Annotated in this window: 18 protein-coding genes; 7 read left to right on the top strand and 11 right to left on the bottom strand. The window is 49.7% G+C overall.

Features of this window, described 5'->3' with window-relative positions:
- Positions 1–89 precede the first annotated feature (89 nt).
- Entirely contained in the window at positions 90–1,493 is a 1,404-nt protein-coding gene (fumC, locus tag D9738_RS15985; protein WP_130260601.1) for a class II fumarate hydratase, read from the top strand.
- Here fumC and tus read toward each other — a convergent pair.
- The 3 genes from tus to rstA form a co-directional block, all read right to left on the bottom strand.
- Complete coding sequence (gene tus / locus D9738_RS15990) at positions 1,490–2,419, bottom strand: DNA replication terminus site-binding protein (RefSeq protein ID WP_130219049.1); 930 nt, start codon at positions 2,417–2,419, stop codon at positions 1,490–1,492. The genes fumC and tus overlap by 4 nt on opposite strands.
- Positions 2,420–2,493: 74 nt before the next feature.
- Positions 2,494–3,795: a two-component system sensor histidine kinase RstB gene (gene rstB, locus D9738_RS15995; RefSeq protein ID WP_130260602.1), complete on the bottom strand. Its 1,302-nt coding sequence runs from the start codon at positions 3,793–3,795 to the stop codon at positions 2,494–2,496.
- A gap of 3 nt (positions 3,796–3,798) precedes the next feature.
- Positions 3,799–4,518, bottom strand: a complete 720-nt coding sequence (gene rstA, locus D9738_RS16000; RefSeq protein WP_130209325.1) for a two-component system response regulator RstA — start codon at positions 4,516–4,518, stop codon at positions 3,799–3,801.
- Between the two features lie 128 nt (positions 4,519–4,646).
- On the opposite strand from rstA, the gene D9738_RS16005 reads away from it, so the two are divergent.
- Positions 4,647–4,982 carry a GlpM family protein gene (locus D9738_RS16005; RefSeq protein ID WP_130260603.1) on the top strand — a complete coding sequence of 112 codons (336 nt, stop codon included), beginning with the start codon at positions 4,647–4,649 and terminating at the stop codon, positions 4,980–4,982.
- Here the strand turns inward: D9738_RS16005 and folM are convergent.
- The 3 genes from folM to ydgH form a co-directional block, all read right to left on the bottom strand.
- A complete protein-coding gene (gene folM, locus D9738_RS16010) occupies positions 4,979–5,701 on the bottom strand; it encodes a dihydromonapterin reductase (RefSeq protein WP_130209321.1) in 723 nt (240 codons plus the stop codon). The genes D9738_RS16005 and folM overlap by 4 nt on opposite strands.
- Positions 5,702–5,738: 37 nt before the next feature.
- Positions 5,739–7,121, bottom strand: a complete 1,383-nt coding sequence (locus tag D9738_RS16015; RefSeq protein WP_130209319.1) for an amino acid permease — start codon at positions 7,119–7,121, stop codon at positions 5,739–5,741.
- A 188-nt stretch (positions 7,122–7,309) separates the two neighbouring features.
- Positions 7,310–8,254, bottom strand: coding sequence for a DUF1471 family protein YdgH (gene ydgH / locus D9738_RS16020; protein WP_130209317.1), 945 nt, complete (start codon positions 8,252–8,254; stop codon positions 7,310–7,312).
- 521 nt (positions 8,255–8,775) lie between these two features.
- Here ydgH and pntA point away from each other — a divergent pair.
- Positions 8,776–10,308, top strand: coding sequence for a Re/Si-specific NAD(P)(+) transhydrogenase subunit alpha (gene pntA, locus D9738_RS16025; RefSeq protein ID WP_130219055.1), 1,533 nt, complete (start codon positions 8,776–8,778; stop codon positions 10,306–10,308).
- Between the two features lie 10 nt (positions 10,309–10,318).
- Positions 10,319–11,707, top strand: a complete 1,389-nt coding sequence (pntB, locus tag D9738_RS16030) for a Re/Si-specific NAD(P)(+) transhydrogenase subunit beta (protein WP_130209313.1) — start codon at positions 10,319–10,321, stop codon at positions 11,705–11,707.
- Between the two features lie 24 nt (positions 11,708–11,731).
- On the opposite strand, the gene tqsA is transcribed toward pntB, so the two are convergent.
- A complete protein-coding gene (gene tqsA, locus D9738_RS16035) occupies positions 11,732–12,766 on the bottom strand; it encodes an AI-2 transporter TqsA (protein WP_130209311.1) in 1,035 nt (344 codons plus the stop codon).
- A 406-nt stretch (positions 12,767–13,172) separates the two neighbouring features.
- Here tqsA and mdtJ point away from each other — a divergent pair, with 406 nt between their 5' ends.
- Positions 13,173–13,538: a multidrug/spermidine efflux SMR transporter subunit MdtJ gene (gene mdtJ, locus D9738_RS16045; RefSeq protein WP_130209307.1), complete on the top strand. Its 366-nt coding sequence runs from the start codon at positions 13,173–13,175 to the stop codon at positions 13,536–13,538.
- On the top strand, positions 13,525–13,854 hold the full coding sequence (gene mdtI / locus D9738_RS16050; protein WP_130219061.1) for a multidrug/spermidine efflux SMR transporter subunit MdtI: 330 nt from the start codon (positions 13,525–13,527) through the stop codon (positions 13,852–13,854). Before mdtJ ends, mdtI begins: the two co-directional genes overlap by 14 nt.
- Positions 13,855–13,892: 38 nt before the next feature.
- On the opposite strand, the gene D9738_RS16055 is transcribed toward mdtI, so the two are convergent.
- The 4 genes from D9738_RS16055 to D9738_RS16070 all read right to left on the bottom strand — a co-directional run bounded on the left by D9738_RS16055 (position 13,893) and on the right by D9738_RS16070 (position 16,965).
- A complete protein-coding gene (locus D9738_RS16055) occupies positions 13,893–14,714 on the bottom strand; it encodes a serine protease (RefSeq protein ID WP_130209303.1) in 822 nt (273 codons plus the stop codon).
- A 99-nt stretch (positions 14,715–14,813) separates the two neighbouring features.
- Positions 14,814–14,897 carry a hypothetical protein gene (locus D9738_RS16060; protein ID WP_000233091.1) on the bottom strand — a complete coding sequence of 28 codons (84 nt, stop codon included), beginning with the start codon at positions 14,895–14,897 and terminating at the stop codon, positions 14,814–14,816.
- Positions 14,898–14,989: 92 nt separating this feature from the next.
- Positions 14,990–15,298, bottom strand: a complete 309-nt coding sequence (asr, locus tag D9738_RS16065) for an acid resistance repetitive basic protein Asr (protein ID WP_214678558.1) — start codon at positions 15,296–15,298, stop codon at positions 14,990–14,992.
- 413 nt (positions 15,299–15,711) lie between these two features.
- Positions 15,712–16,965, bottom strand: a complete 1,254-nt coding sequence (locus tag D9738_RS16070; protein WP_130209299.1) for an MFS transporter — start codon at positions 16,963–16,965, stop codon at positions 15,712–15,714.
- Positions 16,966–17,071: 106 nt separating this feature from the next.
- Here D9738_RS16070 and D9738_RS16075 point away from each other — a divergent pair, with 106 nt between their 5' ends.
- On the top strand, positions 17,072–17,965 hold the full coding sequence (locus D9738_RS16075) for a LysR family transcriptional regulator (protein WP_130209297.1): 894 nt from the start codon (positions 17,072–17,074) through the stop codon (positions 17,963–17,965).
- Positions 17,966–18,009: the final 44 nt, after the last annotated feature.

The raw sequence follows: 18,009 nt of genomic DNA on the forward strand, positions 1-18,009 counted from the left end.
ATTTGTTATCAAATAGTAAATAATGAGTGAGCTAAAAGTTGCTTAACGTAAGCAAAGAAGAAAAAAATTAATCAGGTGAGGAGCAGGCCATGAAAACAGTACGCAGCGAAAAAGATTCGATGGGTGCGATCGATGTCCCGGCAGATAAGCTGTGGGGCGCACAAACTCAACGCTCGCTGGAGCATTTCCGCATTTCGACGGAGAAAATGCCAACCTCACTGATTCATGCGCTGGCGCTAACCAAGCGCGCAGCGGCAAAAGTTAATGAAGATTTAGGCTTGCTGTCTGAAGAGAAAGCGAGCGCCATTCGTCAGGCGGCGGATGAAGTGCTGGCGGGGCTGCATGATGATGAATTCCCACTGGCAATCTGGCAGACCGGTTCCGGCACGCAAAGTAATATGAACATGAACGAAGTGCTGGCCAATCGGGCGAGTGAACTGCTCGGCAGTGTGCGCGGGATGGAACGTAAAGTTCACCCTAACGACGATGTGAACAAAAGCCAGAGTTCCAATGATGTCTTTCCAACAGCAATGCACGTTGCGGCGCTGCTGGCGCTGCGTAAGCAACTCATTCCACAACTTAAAACCCTGACACAAACTCTGAATGAGAAATCCCGCGCGTATGCTGATATCGTCAAAATTGGTCGTACCCACTTGCAGGACGCTACGCCGCTGACCTTGGGGCAGGAGATTTCCGGCTGGGTAGCAATGCTTGAGCATAATCTCAAACATATCGAATACAGCCTGCCTCACGTAGCGGAACTGGCTCTGGGCGGTACAGCTGTGGGTACTGGACTAAACACCCATCCGGAATATGCCCGTCGCGTGGCGGACGAGCTTTCGGTCATTACCTGTGCGCCGTTTGTTACTGCACCGAACAAATTTGAAGCACTGGCGACCTGTGATGCGCTGGTTCAGGCGCACGGTGCGTTAAAAGGATTGGCGGCGTCACTGATGAAAATTGCCAATGACGTCCGCTGGCTGGCTTCTGGTCCACGTTGCGGCATTGGCGAAATCTCAATCCCGGAAAACGAGCCGGGCAGTTCAATCATGCCGGGAAAAGTGAACCCAACGCAGTGTGAAGCATTAACCATGCTTTGCTGCCAGGTGATGGGGAATGACGTGGCAATCAACATCGGCGGCGCTTCTGGTAACTTCGAACTGAACGTCTTCCGTCCGATGGTGATCCACAATTTCCTGCAATCGGTACGCTTGCTGGCAGATGGCATGGAAAGTTTTAACAAACACTGCGCGGTGGGAATAGAGCCGAATCGTGAGCGTATCAACCAATTACTCAATGAATCGCTGATGCTGGTGACCGCGCTAAACACCCATATTGGCTATGACAAAGCTGCGGAGATCGCCAAAAAAGCGCACAAAGAAGGGCTGACCTTAAAAGCTGCCGCCCTTGCGCTGGGCTATCTTAGCGAAGCCGAGTTTGATAGCTGGGTACGACCAGAACAGATGGTCGGCAGTATGAAAGCAGGGCGTTAATCTGCAACATACAGGTGCAGCCGGGGAATGATCAAACGAAGCGGCTGCGCCTGGGGTTTAAAACGATGCTGAACATTGTCGGCATCGTAATTTAACAGCTCACCAACGTCTGGCATGCCTGCGCCATTATCCCGATTAATCAGCGCGATAAGCGGTGTCGGGCAGGCGTGCTGAACTTGTTTTTGATCCCCCTTGTACCAGACACGGGCAATTGGCTGAACTTTCACCGGACGTTTGATTTTTAACTTCGCATCCTGTGGCAGGGCGGCAATATCCTGATACTCGCGTTCCAGTTTTCCCTGCCACTCCTCGCGCGTCCACGGTGCAACGCTACGTGGCGATTTCAGGCTCTTTTCCAACTGCGCCAGCACCTCATCACGATGCAAATTTTTAATGATATGTTTATTCGCCCAGCCAAAACGTAAAGTGGCGGGGTCGTGCAGAACGGTGAGCGTGCGATAAGCGTTAAGGGTAATCAGCCCCGGCAAATGACGATGTACCCATTCAAAACGCGCTGCCGTAGGCAGTTCTGACTCAACCGTGACGATATGCTCGAAAGTGGTTTTAAGTTGATTGATGCGCTGTATATGACTTGCCAGCGCCGTTTGTGAAAGGTTATCGACCTGATAGCACAACACGCCAGGCAGACGAACAGCCGCCTTGCTGCTGCGATTTTCGGACTGTTGTTGAATAAACAAATGGCGGAAATGACGCAGTGCCAGCGCCTGCGCTTCTTTCCCGAGATGTTGCTTAACCTCAATGCGATTAAGCGGATTATGCTCATCCTCCTTTTTGACCTCCGGTAACGAGAACACGCGGGCAACCAGCAACTTGTGTTGTTCAAGTTCAGCGGCAAACGCTGCCAGTTCTTGTTCCATCTGGCGAAAAGTCGTATTGAGTCGGTCAACAAGATCGTAACGGGCCATAAAATTACCACTTTAGTTACAACATACTTTATTTATAGCACATTGACGACAACTTAACCACCGTGCGTTTGGTGTCAGGCAGAAGTAAATTGCGGGATGTTGTGCCACAGTGGCCAGCTGAACGAGAAGCGGGCGCCCCCCAGTTCGCTGGTGTCACAATTGACCGTGCCGCCCATTGCCAGAGCGATGGAGTGGACAATCGCCAGCCCCAGCCCACAGCCGCCAGTTGCACGGTCTCGACTAGGATCGAGGCGAACAAAGGGTTCAAAGATATGCTCGCGATTTTCTGCCGCAATTCCCGGACCATCATCTTCAACAATCAATGTTGCTCTGTTTCCTGCCAGTAGCAGGCTGGTTTCAACGGTTGAATGGCAGTAGCGCAGGGCGTTGTTGAGTAAGTTATCCAGCACGCGCTCCATTAAGCGCATATCCAGTGCCGCGTAATTACCTGGCGTGATCGTTTTTATCCGTACCGTTTTGTCGGGGGTCACGGCCTGAATATCTTGCAGATGTGTTGACAGCCACAACGGCAGGTCTGGTTCGCTAAGATGCAGTTCATTTTGTGGGCGATCGAGCCGGGCATAAGTCAGCAGTTCTTCAATTAAGGCTTCCAGTTGACTGATATCGCGATTCAAGGCCTGGGACTCTATGGCGTTCAGGTTGTCGCTCATCTCCAGCCGATAACGCAGGCGCACTAATGGTGTTCGCAGTTCATGGGCAATGCCATCAATAAGCTGCTTTTTACTGGCAATCAACGCGTTGATATTGTCCGCCATCTGGTTAAACGCCACGCCAAGTCGTTCAAAGCTTGAACCATCATCAAAGTGAATACGCTCATTGAGATGCCCATCGCCGAATCGTTGCGCCGCCGCTTCCAGTTTTAACATGTCTTTCCAGTGCGGACGCATCCAGATAAACACCGGAAAGGCGAGGGAGATGGCAATAAAGGCGATCAGCACGATATCCAGCAAACGCATTTGATGGAGGAAATAAAGATAAGGAACGGGACCCACGGCGAGAACGTAGTGGCTGCGCGGGATACGCTGTAAAAAGGTGTACTGATCATCCAGAGCAACAATCTCTCCGCCACGCAATCGGTGCATGGCGTTATTATCGAGATGATATTTACTCAGCGGCTCGACGCGCAGATCGAAAGAGAGATTTAAATCCATCTCCTTCAACGTTTTTCCCCAGTCGTGTGGAGGGATCTCGCGTAATTCGCTACGCATCAGATACAGCGAACTGTTCATCAAATCATCCAGCGACTGTTTGCCTGCACGTTCGGCGGTAAATTTGTACACCAGGCCAACCAGTAGAGACATCACCAGAAAGCAGACAAACAGCAAAAGATAAAACTGGATAAACAGTTTTTTCATCGTTTATTCCCACGCATGAGGCGCAAAAAGATAGCCTTTGTTACGCACGGTTTTAATGCGGTAGGGTTCGGCAGCGTTATCGAGCAGTTTTTTTCGTAACCGCGAAATAGCTACATCCACGCTACGATCCAGCCCGTCATAACTGACGCCGCGTAAATTCTTCAGCAGCGCATCGCGGTCCATAATTTGTCCGGCATGGGTGGCTAGTTCCCATAACAATTCAAAATCAGCCGTCGAGAGTGAAATCTCATGGTTAGCAAGTGTCACTACGCGGTTGATGGGGTCGATAGTTAACGTACCGAAATGCAATGGTTTGTAAGGTGTCAGAGATGTTTCCTGAATACCTTTGGTCAGCGTCGCCTGTTCGTTCTGACGCAAATGTAAACGTAAACGCGCCAACAGAACAGCGGGGGGCGTTGTTTTGAGAATATAGTCGCAGGCGCCCATTTCCAGCGCCAGAATGTGGTTCATATCGCTATCGAGAGAGGTCAGCAGAACAATCGGCCCGGACCATTTTGCGCGTAAATCGCGGCAGATGGACATTCCGTCTTTGCCTGGCAGCATGATATCAAGCAGCACCAGATCCGGATTTTCCCGCAGAATTGTCTCTTCGGCATGGTCGCCGCGCGGTTCCACGGTAACCTGCATATCATGCTTTGCCAGGTACGCGGCAATCAGTGAACCAACTTCTGTGTCATCTTCCACAAAAACGATAGTGTTCATATTATTCACGGCAGATATAAAAACGTCACAATACACCGCGCTGATTTTACTTACTATCAATCGTTTCTAAACAAGGTTGCATCGGGTATTCTACAGATGACTTGTTATGGAAGTGTTAAGGTAAAACAATGGGGCTGGTAATCAAAGCCGCGCTTGGTGCGCTGGTGGTGGTGTTGATTGGTGTATTAGCAAGAACGAAAAATTACTATATCGCCGGGCTGATCCCGCTTTTTCCGACCTTTGCGCTCATCGCGCATTATATTGTTGTCAGTGAACGCGGCATTGAAGCTTTGCGCGCCACAATCGTTTTCAGTATGTGGTCGATTATTCCCTATTTTGTTTATCTGGCGTCGTTGTGGTATTTCACCGGAATCATGCGCTTGCCCGCTGCTTTTGTGGGTTCTGTTGCGTGCTGGGGGCTAAGCGCATGGGTGCTAATTATTTGCTGGATGAAACTGCATTAACGCAAATGACGACCGCCATCAAGCGGGAAACTGCGTCCGGTTACAAAGCAACTGGTGAGTAAGTAATCGACAAGATCGATAACTTCTTTCTCACCGGGCGCGGTTTTCATCAGTGATTTATTCAGCGCCTGTTGGCGATATTCGGCATCATCATGCTCGTTAAACAGGATCAGCGATGGTGCAATAGAATTCACTTTCACTTCCGGTGCCAGTTTGCGGGCAAACGAACGGGTCATATTATCCAGTGCCGCTTTACTTGCAGCATAGGCAATATGTTTGTCGCTTCCGCGCTCCACCACATAATCGGTGAAGTGAATGATATCGCTGGCAGCGTGTCCGTGACCGCGTAGTAATCTTTCCAGCGCATGGTTGAGCAGGTAAGGGGTATTAACATGGATCTGCATCATGCAGGCCAGAACATCAGTCAGTGGCATACCTGGTTTTTCTGCCATCCACGCACTGGCGTTATGCAAAATGGCACGCAGGCCGTGGGTGGTTTTTAACACTTCATCGGCAAACGCCATCACGCCGTCGTTCGTTGAAAAATCAGCCTGAATACACTGCGCACCTGCATTAACCAGTCCATCAATGGCAGGATAGTGCGTCCGATAGCTGACAATCACCGGTTGCTTTTGATTAATGAAATGCCAGGCGAGAGCGAGGCCGATACGACGGCCTCCGCCAGTGATTAATATTGGCAAGGGCTGGGTTTTCCCCATCGTTAATCTCCTTTGCAAGCAAACGATGGGACGAAAGTTATCCCACCAGCATCCAGGTGGCCGGAACTGCGGCAATTAACAACATGCCAATCAGCACCATTTCCTGACGATTCAATACATTATCATGTGTATGCGTTTTACGCGCGTACAGGAAGACCAGTAGCCCTGGCGCATACAAAACGACGGACAACAACAGGTGCATTGGGCCTGAAGCGTATAATAACCATAAGCCATAAATGCAGGCACCGACACCTACCGCTTTATGCAGTGGACGAGTAGCGATTTTCAACAAGAACGCGCCAACCAGGAAATAGGGCACCAGAATCATCTCTGAGGCGATGGTCAGCAACGTGTTGTAATCAGAGCCGGTCAGCCAGATCAGAACCAGACAAATTTGCACGCAGATGTTGGTCAGCCACAGCGAGGCAGACGGCGCTGCTTGTGCATTCTGGCGCGCAAAAATACGCGGGAATGCCTTATGCGTCGCTGCCAGGAAGGGGACTTCTGCCGCCATAATGGTCCAGCTTAGATACGCGCCACAAACAGAAACGATCAATCCGGCAGCGATAATAATCTCGCCCCACGGCCCCATCATTTTCACCATCAGACCGGCCATAGACGGGTTACGAATCTCAGCCAGTTCAGGACGAGCAACCACCCCCAGCGAAAGCAGCGTGACCAATAAATAAACGCCCAGTGCAGAAAGCACCGCCAGAAGCGTCGCTTTGCCAACATCATGTTTATTCCGCGCCCGTGAAGAAACAACCACCGCACCTTCCACACCAATGAATACCCACAGTGTGATCAGCATGGTGTTTTTCACCTGTTCCCATACCGGCACGCCAAGCGCAAGGCCAGTAAAGTCGAGCTTGAAGGTGTCCAGTTTGAACATCATCATCGCCAGCACAATAAACAAACCAAGCGGCAATAATTTTGCCAATGTCGCCACCAGGTTAATGCTGGCGGCGGTTTGTACGCCGCGCAGGATCAAAAAGTGAACAATCCACAATAATGCCGATGCACCGACGATCGATTGCCAGGTGTTACCATCGCCAAACAGGCGTAGTTCCGGCGTATCGGTGAAGAAACTTAATGCGGAAAAGACGATAACCAGATAAGAGACGTTGGCGATAACCGCACATAGCCAGTATCCCCACGCGGAGCAGAAGCCGATTAACTCACCAAACCCTTCCCGTGCATAGGTAAAAATACCGCCGTCAAGGTCGGGACGAATGCGTGTCAGGATCAGCATGGCAAAGGCCAGCAATAAGATGCCAGCGCCAGTAATACCCCAGCCGATGAGCAGTGCTGCCGGGCTGGCAACCGCCGCCATATTTTGCGGCAGACTGAAAACACCCGCGCCCAGCATTGAGCTTAATACCAGCGCGGTGAGTGCGCTCAGTCCCAGTTTCTTTTCCATCGATATCCAGTGTTTAAAACGTGTTCAGAAGAATAAATATTAGGGCAAAACGCATAAAAATGGTGAATGCCACTAAAGCGCGGGATTTTACGAAGAGAAGTGGCGGCATGCAATGGTTGCGGGAAAATTTGTAGCTAAAAATCTGAAAGGCGGCATAAAGCCGCCTTAATGTGATACTGAATAGTTATTTATTTATACAGGTCTGCACTGATGGTCAGGTTATTACCACGTTCCTGCCACTGGCGGGTGATGTGGTAATACTTAGCACCTTTCTTCGCGGCACGTTTAGCAACCTGGTAGGAGACTTCGGTCATGTTGCCGTAGTTACCCGAGAACTTAATGCTATCGAACGGAACCATCATTGCTGCGGTCGCTTTGTTCAGTTCTTCTACTTTGGTGCCGTCAGGAAGCGTGACGGTGTAACGTCCGCCTTTTGAGGACTGAGTTTCAAAGAAACGACCAACTTCAGCACTTGGTGATGCAGTAGTGGCAACGCCCGGGATTTCAACTTTCTTCGCGGCTTCGCCACCTGCGGCCAGTGCCGCGCGACCAGCATCAGAATCCGCAGGGATCACATCCGGGCTCTGGACGATGCGTTTTTTAGCATCTTGTTTGTAGATGAACGCAGTAATACGCTGGTTGCCGCCCTGGTTGGCATCTATCTGGCGAACGATGTAGTAAGAGTAGGCACCTTTCGCTTTTGCTGCTTTGGTGATGGCATCGTTCACTTCCGGTTGGCTGCGGAAGAAGCCCTGGACGGTCACGGTGTCATACGGTTCGATCAAAACAGCCTGGTCTTTAGGCAGTTCAATAACGCCATTAAAAACGCGATTCTTATCAGCTTCTGCTTTTTCAGCATCGGCTTTATAAAGATCGGCAACTACACGCCAGTTACCGCTGTTACCGAAATCTGAAGTGTCGACAACATAAAAAGAGGCGGCGCCTTCTTTATCAGCGCGACGGGAAACGGCTTTAACCGCTTCACCAATGGCATTAAAACGACCGGTAACCACTACACGGTCAAAAGGTTTAACCGCTGCCGCTTGCTCCGGTGTCAGTTCTGTTGCTGCGTTAACGGAAAATGCCGTAGCAGAAAGCAGTGCCGACGCCAGGAGGGTGTTCTTAAGCTTCATAAAAATAATCCTTCGCCTTGCGCAAACCAGGTACTGGTATTGTTATTAACGAGAAACGTGGCTGATTATTGCATTTAAAGTGTGTAACTGTCTGCGTGATTTTTTCATATCAGACTTCTTGATTTGATTTTAAATCTGATCGAATGAACATCGCGCTTAAAAAATAGCCACAATAACAGAAGAATGACTGAACTGGCTGAATTGTATAAGTTAATTTAATGTTAACTGGTGGCTGGCGTCGGTGAAATCTCATGTTTTACCTGATTATCAAAGACAATTATCGCCCATTATCCTGTGTTCTATGGTGTTTATCCCGCTATCAAGGCTGAATCGTTAATATTTTGCGAGTTCACGCCGAAATACTGATTTTTGACGCTAGATCACAGGCATTATTTTCAGTACGTTATAGGCGTTTGTTACTAATTTATTTTAACGGAGTAACATTTAGCTCGTACATGAGCGGCTTGTGTATCAAAAACACAGGCAAACCATCATCAATAAAACCGATGGAAGGGAATATCATGCGAATTGGCATACCAAGAGAACGGTTAACCAATGAAACCCGAGTTGCAGCAACGCCGAAAACAGTGGAGCAGTTGCTGAAACTAGGTTTTACCGTCGCGGTAGAGAGCGGCGCAGGTCAACTGGCTAGTTTTGACGATAAAGCGTTTGTGCAAGCGGGCGCCGAAATTGTAGAAGGGAATAACGTCTGGCAGTCAGAGATCATTCTGAAGGTCAATGCGCCGTTAGATGATGAAATTGCGTTACTAAATCCGGGAACCACGCTGGTGAGCTTCATCTGGCCCGCGCAGAATCCGGAGTTAATGCAAAAACTCGCGGAGCGTAACGTGACGGTGATGGCGATGGACTCTGTACCACGTATCTCACGTGCTCAATCGCTTGATGCGTTAAGTTCGATGGCGAACATCGCTGGTTATCGCGCCATTGTTGAAGCGGCTCATGAGTTTGGGCGTTTCTTTACCGGGCAAATCACAGCAGCAGGTAAAGTGCCTCCGGCAAAAGTGATGGTGATTGGTGCGGGCGTTGCGGGCCTGGCGGCCATTGGCGCAGCAAACAGCCTCGGCGCAATTGTGCGTGCATTCGATACCCGCCCGGAAGTGAAAGAACAGGTTCAAAGTATGGGGGCGGAATTCCTCGAGCTGGATTTTAAAGAGGAAGCCGGTAGCGGCGATGGTTACGCCAAAGTGATGTCGGAAGCGTTCATCAAAGCAGAAATGGAACTCTTTGCCGCCCAGGCAAAAGAGGTCGATATCATTGTGACCACCGCGCTTATTCCAGGCAAACCAGCACCGAAACTGATTACCCGTGAAATGGTTGATTCTATGAAGTCGGGTAGTGTGATTGTCGACCTGGCAGCCCAAAACGGTGGTAACTGTGAATACACCGTGCCGGGTGAAATCTTCACCACGGAGAATGGTGTCAAAGTGATTGGCTACACCGATCTTCCTGGTCGCCTGCCGACGCAATCCTCACAGCTTTACGGCACCAACCTTGTCAATCTGCTGAAACTGTTGTGCAAAGAGAAAGACGGCAATATCACGGTTGATTTTGATGATGTGGTGATTCGCGGCGTGACCGTGATCCGTTCTGGCGAAATTACCTGGCCGGCGCCGCCGATTCAGGTTTCAGTCCAACCGCAGGCAGCACAGAAAGCGGCACCTGATGTTAAAACCGAAGAAAAATGTGCCTGCTCACCGTGGCGTAAATATGCGCTGATGGCGCTGGCAATCATCCTTTTCGGCTGGTTGGCAAGCGTAGCACCGAAAGAATTCCTCGGGCACTTTACCGTTTTCGCGCTGGCCTGCGTCGTAGGTTATTACGTGGTGTGGAATGTCTCCCACGCGTTGCATACGCCGCTGATGTCGGTTACTAACGCGATTTCAGGGATTATTGTTGTCGGAGCTCTATTGCAGATTGGCCAGGGCGGCTGGGTTAGCTTCCTTAGTTTTATCGCGGTGCTTATCGCCAGCATTAATATTTTCGGTGGCTTTACCGTGACTCAGCGCATGCTGAAAATGTTTCGCAAAAACTAAGGGGTAACATATGTCTGGAGGATTAGTTACAGCTGCATACATTGTTGCCGCGATCCTGTTTATCTTCAGTCTGGCCGGGCTTTCTAAACATGAAACGTCTCGCCGTGGTAACAACTTCGGTATCGCCGGGATGGCGATTGCGTTAATTGCAACCATCTTCGGGCCGGATACTGGCAATGTTGGCTGGATCCTGGTTGCGATGGTCATTGGTGGCGCGATTGGTATCCGTCTGGCGAAGAAAGTCGAAATGACTGAAATGCCGGAACTGGTGGCGATCCTGCATAGCTTCGTGGGGCTGGCGGCGGTGCTGGTTGGCTTTAACAGCTATCTGCATCATGACGCGGGAATGGCACCGATTCTGGCCAACATTCACCTGACGGAAGTGTTCCTTGGCATCTTTATTGGTGCGGTAACCTTTACCGGTTCGGTTGTGGCGTTCGGTAAGCTGTGCGGAAAGATTTCGTCTAAACCGTTGATGCTGCCAAACCGCCATAAAATGAACCTGGCTGCATTGGTCGTTTCCTTCCTGCTGTTGATGGTGTTTGTTCGTACCGATAGTGTTGGCTTGCAGGTGCTGGCATTGCTGATAATGACCGCTATAGCGCTGGTCTTCGGTTGGCATTTAGTGGCTTCCATCGGTGGCGCTGATATGCCAGTGGTGGTGTCGATGCTGAACTCCTACTCCGGTTGGGCGGCGGCAGCGGCGGGCTTTATGCTCAGTAACGACCTGCTGATTGTGACCGGTGCGCTGGTCGGTTCGTCGGGCGCGATTCTTTCTTACATTATGTGTAAGGCGATGAACCGTTCCTTTATCAGCGTCATTGCGGGCGGTTTCGGCACTGATGGTTCCTCTACCGGCGATGATCAGGAAGTGGGCGAGCACCGCGAAATCACCGCAGAAGAGACGGCGGAGCTGCTGAAAAACTCGCATTCAGTAATCATTACTCCAGGGTATGGCATGGCGGTAGCGCAGGCACAGTATCCGGTCGCAGAAATCACCGAGAAACTGCGTGCGCGCGGTATCAATGTGCGCTTCGGGATTCACCCGGTTGCGGGGCGTTTGCCAGGGCATATGAACGTGTTGCTGGCGGAAGCGAAAGTACCGTATGACATCGTGCTGGAAATGGACGAAATCAACGATGACTTCGCTGATACCGATACCGTACTGGTGATTGGTGCCAACGATACGGTTAACCCGGCGGCACAGGACGATCCGAAGAGCCCGATTGCTGGCATGCCTGTTCTGGAAGTGTGGAAAGCGCAGAACGTGATTGTCTTTAAACGCTCGATGAACACCGGCTATGCTGGCGTGCAAAACCCGCTGTTCTTCAAGGAGAACACCCACATGCTGTTTGGTGACGCCAAAGCCAGCGTGGATGCAATCCTCAAAGCTCTGTAACCTCAACGGCCTCTACGGAGGCCGTCACTCTTTATTGAGATCGCTTAACAGAACGGCGATGCTTTGGCCTCCCGCCGTTTGCTCAAGTGCAATTTTGACAATAATCGTCAACGGCACAGAAAGCAGCATACCTACAGGTCCTAACAACCATCCCCAAAAAATTAATGACAAAAAAACCACCAGAGTGGAAAGTCCTAACCCGCGCCCCATAATGCGTGGTTCCAGAATATTGCCGAAGACCAAATTAATCAGCAGATATCCCGCCAGTACAAGTAACGCCTCGTAGAAACCATTAAACACCAGTACCTGAGCAATAGGGGGAATTGCTGCCAGAACTGAACCAATATTGGGTATGTAATTAAGCGCAAAGGCCAGCAATCCCCAGACAAAAGCAAAGCGAACATCCAGTGCAGCGAGCATCGCCCAGGCGACCAGTCCGGTGACGATGCTGATAGCCGTTTTTAGTACCAGGTAATGCGACACACTGTCAATCGCGCGCTGTATTGCCGCCATCCCTTCAACCGGACGCGCCATCATTTGCTGGAGTTTACCGGGTAGTTGTGGAACTTCGAGCAGCATAAACAACACCGTCAGCAACAATAAAAATATTGACGACATGGCATTAGATAACTGAGTCAGTAAGTTGGTGAGCAACGTCATTGCCGAGTTCGGATCAATGTAATGAGCCAGTTGGTCAACTGAGACATCAATACCCACGCGCTGTAATAAAGGTTCCAGAGCCTGCAGCGGTTTTATGATTGAGCTGCGATACTGTGGCAAAGTGCGGGTCAGTTCATTGAGTGTTGAACCGAGATAGGCCAGCATTAACACCATCGCCATCACGATAATGGTCATCAAAATTGACACCGCAAGTACGCGCGGCACTCGCCAGCGAACCATGCGTTGTACCAGAGGATTAAGTATTACCGCGATAAATAGCGAGAGGATAAAGGGGACGATGATATCGGCGGCAAACCGGATACCGCACAGAATAATGACCAGCATTCCCAACATTATGACGATTTTTAGACCATTGAGTGTGATGATCGGCTTTGCCATGCTTATCCCCGTATATTCTTCCTTCGCTAATAATATTTTATTTTTAGCGGCGGCATTATAACGAAAATCAAACCACTCAGGTAAAGAAATGAAAATGTTTTGAGTTAATTCTTAAGCTATGATACAAATCAGACGTGTTCAACTACCGAGGACAATTATCATCCGCGATGACGAGAAGCAACACTGCGGATAATTGTAATTTTATGGACAATTTGTTCAGGACGTTATTTTCTACATTTACCCATCTTCGTACCTCATCCACTATCTTGCTCGCAGGTGAGCAGCACTGGCGCAACGCGCTTTAGTCCTTTCTTCTGCCGAAGCTTGCGCTATGCGCTGGGCTTGACCTCTTTACTTTCGCTGAATTAAGCGAATATTAAAATAATTCTCTTGCAGGAGAAGGGTAATGTATTTTTATTGGATTTTATTAGGTCTGGCTATTGCCACAGAAATTACCGGCACGTTATCTATGAAATGGGCTAGTGTCAGTGATGGAAACAGCGGGTTTATTTTAATGCTGGTGATGATTTCTCTGTCATATATACTTCTCTCTTTCGCCGTTAAAAAAATTGCGTTAGGCGTAGCCTATGCGCTGTGGGAAGGTATCGGTATTTTATTTATTACGCTGTTTAGCGTTCTGTTATTTGATGAAAGTTTATCGCTGATGAAAATTGTCGGGTTAACAACTCTGGTTGCCGGGATTGTCTTGATCAAATCGGGTACACGTAAAGTGCGTAAATCTACGCTGGAGCAGAATCATGGCTCAGTTTGAATGGATTCACGCCGCCTGGTTGGCACTGGCGATAGTGCTGGAAATTATTGCTAACGTCTTTTTGAAATTTTCTGATGGCTTTCGCCGTAAAGTCTATGGCTTGTTGTCGCTGGCGGCGGTACTTGCTGCTTTTAGTGCACTATCCCAGGCAGTGAAAGGGATCGACTTGTCAGTGGCGTATGCGCTGTGGGGTGGGTTTGGTATTGTCGCCACATTAGCAGCCGGTTGGGTCCTGTTTGGTCAGCGGTTAAACCGCAAAGGCTGGGTTGGTCTGGTCCTGTTGTTAGCCGGAATGATCATGGTGAAACTCGCCTGATGTTTATGCTGCCCGTATTTTCGGGCAGCATTTAAACGCTATTGCCGGGATAACTCTTCCAGTTTGTCGCGAAAGCCGGTAACAGAGATAGCCCGGTTATCAGCCCGCCAGCGATCCTTAGCCGCAGGCGCCGAACTTTGCACGCCAATCAACTGCCAGCCGTCATCAGTATGCAGCATTAGCGGCGAACCGCTGTCACCCGGCAGGGTATCGCACTGATGCGACATCACCGACGTTTGCGCCCAGCCAGTCACTTCGCAATTTTTATGACTGTACAACGTATCCAGGTGATCCTCGGGATAGCCTGCCTGGGTCACTTTGCGACCTGCCGTTTTTAATGCGGCGGTGAGTGCTGCTTTGTCTCCCTCGAAAAGTGGTAAGGGTGTAATGCCAGAAGGCGGATTGCGCAGCACAATCAAACCAAAATCCCACGGCGCGGCAGCAGGCGGGACAATCCAGCCATCTCCATTAGCCTTTAACCGTTTACCTAGTGTCGGATCAACGCGGCCTTCAATGTTGTGGATCTCATAGCGCCATAGCCCCTTATTCGACACAAAACGCAGCGCAATTGCTTTGTCTGGTTTGCCTTTTGGCGGCGTTAATAAACAGTGCCCCGCCGTTAATGCGAGATTGGGCGCAATCAGGGTGGCCGTGCAGAGATTTCCACTGGCAGTCTCCAGTTGCCCAACCGCATCCCACGGAGATTGGGTCGTGTTAATTACTGGCACTCGATCGTCATGACCGAAAAAAAGGGTGCTGACTTCATCATTAGCCGATTCAGGACTGTCAGGTTTATCTGCAAATACCAATGCAGATGTCAAACTAATTGCACCCAGTACTACAGCAATGGTTGTACGCATATCACACTCTGGTGGGTAATTATGATTATTAAAAGCAAACCCTCATAAATACTATAGCCGGGACGGGATTAAAGTGGGAGTGAAATCAGATAACTACGATCAGAAAAGATAAAAGCGAGTGGCAATCAATGCACATAAAATAAGGATGATAAGAATGAACTCAAAGCGATAACGGCCCACCATAGTACCCTCCGCTTAAGGCGGCGCTAAACGTTATCCGTCTAGCGCCGTAATTTTCAGGCGCGAGGGGGCGCGCCATTATTGCTGCTGAAAACTTAAGCTGCTGGTTGGGCAGCTGGTTTTGCAGGTTGCTGATGGCTGTGTTTCTTGGTGTGCTTTTTCGCGGCTTGTGCTTTTTGTTCCGGAGCTTTCTGTTCGGTTTTCGCTTTTTTATGATGCTTTTTAGCCGCCTGCGCTTTTTGGGCAGGTGCTGCTTTATGCTGTTTTTTATGATGCATGGTTTTTGCAGGTGCAGCTTTGGTGGCAGTAGTTGCAGGGGCAGGTGTGGTCGCAGTCTCTGCGGCAAAAGCGGCAGAAGAGAGACTCATCGCAGCGGCAACAACCAGAGCTAATACTTTTTTCATTGTCATACCCTCAATTTGGTTTTTTTATGCAACCCCACTACGGGGCCGATGTAATGACTATATCTCGGGTAATGAGAGGCTTCCGTGAGTGGTTGGTTTCGGCATGTAACGATATGTACAAAGTAAATTGGTAAATAATAACGCGATGTGACTTAAGGTAAATTCCCTACTAATATCAGTAGTCTTGATCGAGTTTACTATTTCTCTGTTCCCAAAACGGTAGAATTACTTTGCATCATCAATAAATGACACACAGTAAATGAATCCGCTAATTTGGGTATTTATTATCCTGATGACATTAGATGCGCTGCGGGAATTGGCTGGCGCTTCGTCTATTTTAGGATGGTTATTAACGTTGAGTTGAGCAGACAATAAGCCCGGGTGGGTATTTTACTCAGCCCGGGCTTATTTTTTCAGGCGTGCAATCGATGGTGCAAACGTGTACCCACTATAATCGCGACCACCAGCATCGACGCAATAAAGGCGCCAACGCCGTTCCAGCCGTAGTTATGCCAGAAGACCCCACCTAATGTTCCAGCAATGCTTGACCCCAGGTAGTAACTGAACAGATACAGCGAGGAAGCCTGGCCTTTGGCGCGTTTAGCACGGGGGCCAATCCAGCTGCTGGCGACCGAGTGAGCAGCAAAGAATCCGGCGGAGAAGAGCAACATCCCGGCAAAAATCAGCCATATCGAACTGAACAATGTCATTAACAGGCCAACAAGCATGACACCTGTCGAAGACAGCATCACCGGACCGCGTCCGAAGCGGGTGGTCATGGTTCCAGCTTTTGGTGAACTCCAGGTACCGGTCAAATAGGCCAGCGATAATAAACCCACCACCGCCTGGCTGACATGCCACGGGGAAAGCATCAAGCGATAGCCAATATAATTAAACAGGGTGACGAATGAGCCCATCAGCAAAAAACCTTCTGCGAATAATAAAGGCAATCCCTGGTCGCGCCAGTGCAGACGGAAGTTGATAAACAATGTTTTAGGGCGCAGTGAGGAAGGGCGGAAATGGCGAGATTCTGGAAGAATTTTCCAGAACATTAACGCCGAGGCCAGTGCGAAACAGCCAATCGCTGCCAGTGCAATTCGCCAGTTGAAGAAATCGGTGAAGACACCGCTAATTAAGCGTCCGCTCATGCCGCCAATCGAGTTACCGCTGATGTACAACCCCATCGAAAAGGCGACAAAACTCGGGTGGATCTCTTCGCTAAGGTAGGTCATGCCCACCGCAGCCACGCCGCTTAATGAAAGGCCAATCAAGGCGCGCATCACCAAAATGCCGTGCCAGCTGGTCATCATCGTCGAAAGTAACGTGCAGATGGAGGCCAATAACAGTGCCGTAACCATCACTGGTTTGCGACCAATGGCATCGGAAAGCGGGCCAGTAAACAGCAATCCGATAGCCAACATTGCCGTTGAAATTGACAGTGAAATACTACTGTTTGCGGGTGTTAAGCCAAACTCCTGTGAAAGAACCGGAAGGATAGGTTGCACACAATAGAGAAGTGCGAAGGTTGCCAGTCCGGCAGAAAAAAGCGCCAAGGTCACGCGCATAAATTGCGGCGTACCGCGTTTAATGAACAGGTTTGGCTGGGAAACGTTTTGCTTGTCAGTGGCGCTTGCCGGAGCGCCATCAACAGTTGTGGTACGACTCACTTGAAATCCTTACTAAATATGCGCGTTGTGTTAGCTCAGGAATAGAGTAGGAAAATCGAATTGTTATGTCTAATATATTAATAGTCTCAAATAATATGTATGAAATATGAATATCGAATTGCGTCACCTACGTTACTTCATCGCTGTTGCAGAAGAATTGCATTTTGGTCGAGCTGCTGCGCGCCTGAATATTTCTCAACCGCCACTAAGCCAACAGATTCAGGCGTTGGAGCAACAAATTGGCGCGCGCCTGCTGGCCAGGACCAATCGAAGCGTCGCGCTCACCGCTGCAGGCAAACAATTTCTTGCCGATAGTCGTCAAATTCTTTCTCTGGTAGACGATGCCGCCGCGCGAGCAGAACGACTGCATCAGGGGGAGGCGGGAGAGTTACGCATTGGTTTTACCTCATCGGCGCCATTCATTCGCGCAGTGTCAGATACCTTATCGTTATTTCGCCGCGAATTTCCTGATGTCCATTTGCAGACGCGCGAGATGAATACCCGCGAGCAAATTGCGCCCCTTATCGAAGGGACGCTCGATATGGGACTGTTACGCAATACTTTGCTGCCGGAGACGTTGAACCATGCGGTAATTGTGCATGAACCGCTTATGGCGATGATTCCGCACGATCATCCGTTAGCCGGTAAATCTGTAGTTACGTTGGCGGAACTGGCAAAAGAGCCGTTTGTTTTCTTTGATCCTCACGTTGGGACAGGGCTTTATGATGACATTCTGGGCCTGATGCGACGCTACAATCTTACACCGGTTATTACCCAGGAAGTGGGCGAGGCGATGACCATCATTGGCCTTGTGTCTGCCGGTTTGGGCGTTTCGATTTTGCCCGCCTCATTTAAGCGTGTTCAGCTTAATGAAATGCGTTGGATACCTATTGCTGAAGAAGATGCGGTTTCTGAAATGTGGTTGGTCTGGCCGACGCATCATGAACAAAGTCCGGCAGCGCGAAACTTTCGTATTCAGCTGCTGAATGCTCTCAGGTGAGGTAAAATTCAGCTAAAAAACCCGAAAAGTGTGCTGTTAATCAC

The sequence above is a fragment of the Escherichia sp. E10V5 genome (assembly GCF_004212315.1).
Lineage (GTDB): Bacteria > Pseudomonadota > Gammaproteobacteria > Enterobacterales > Enterobacteriaceae > Escherichia.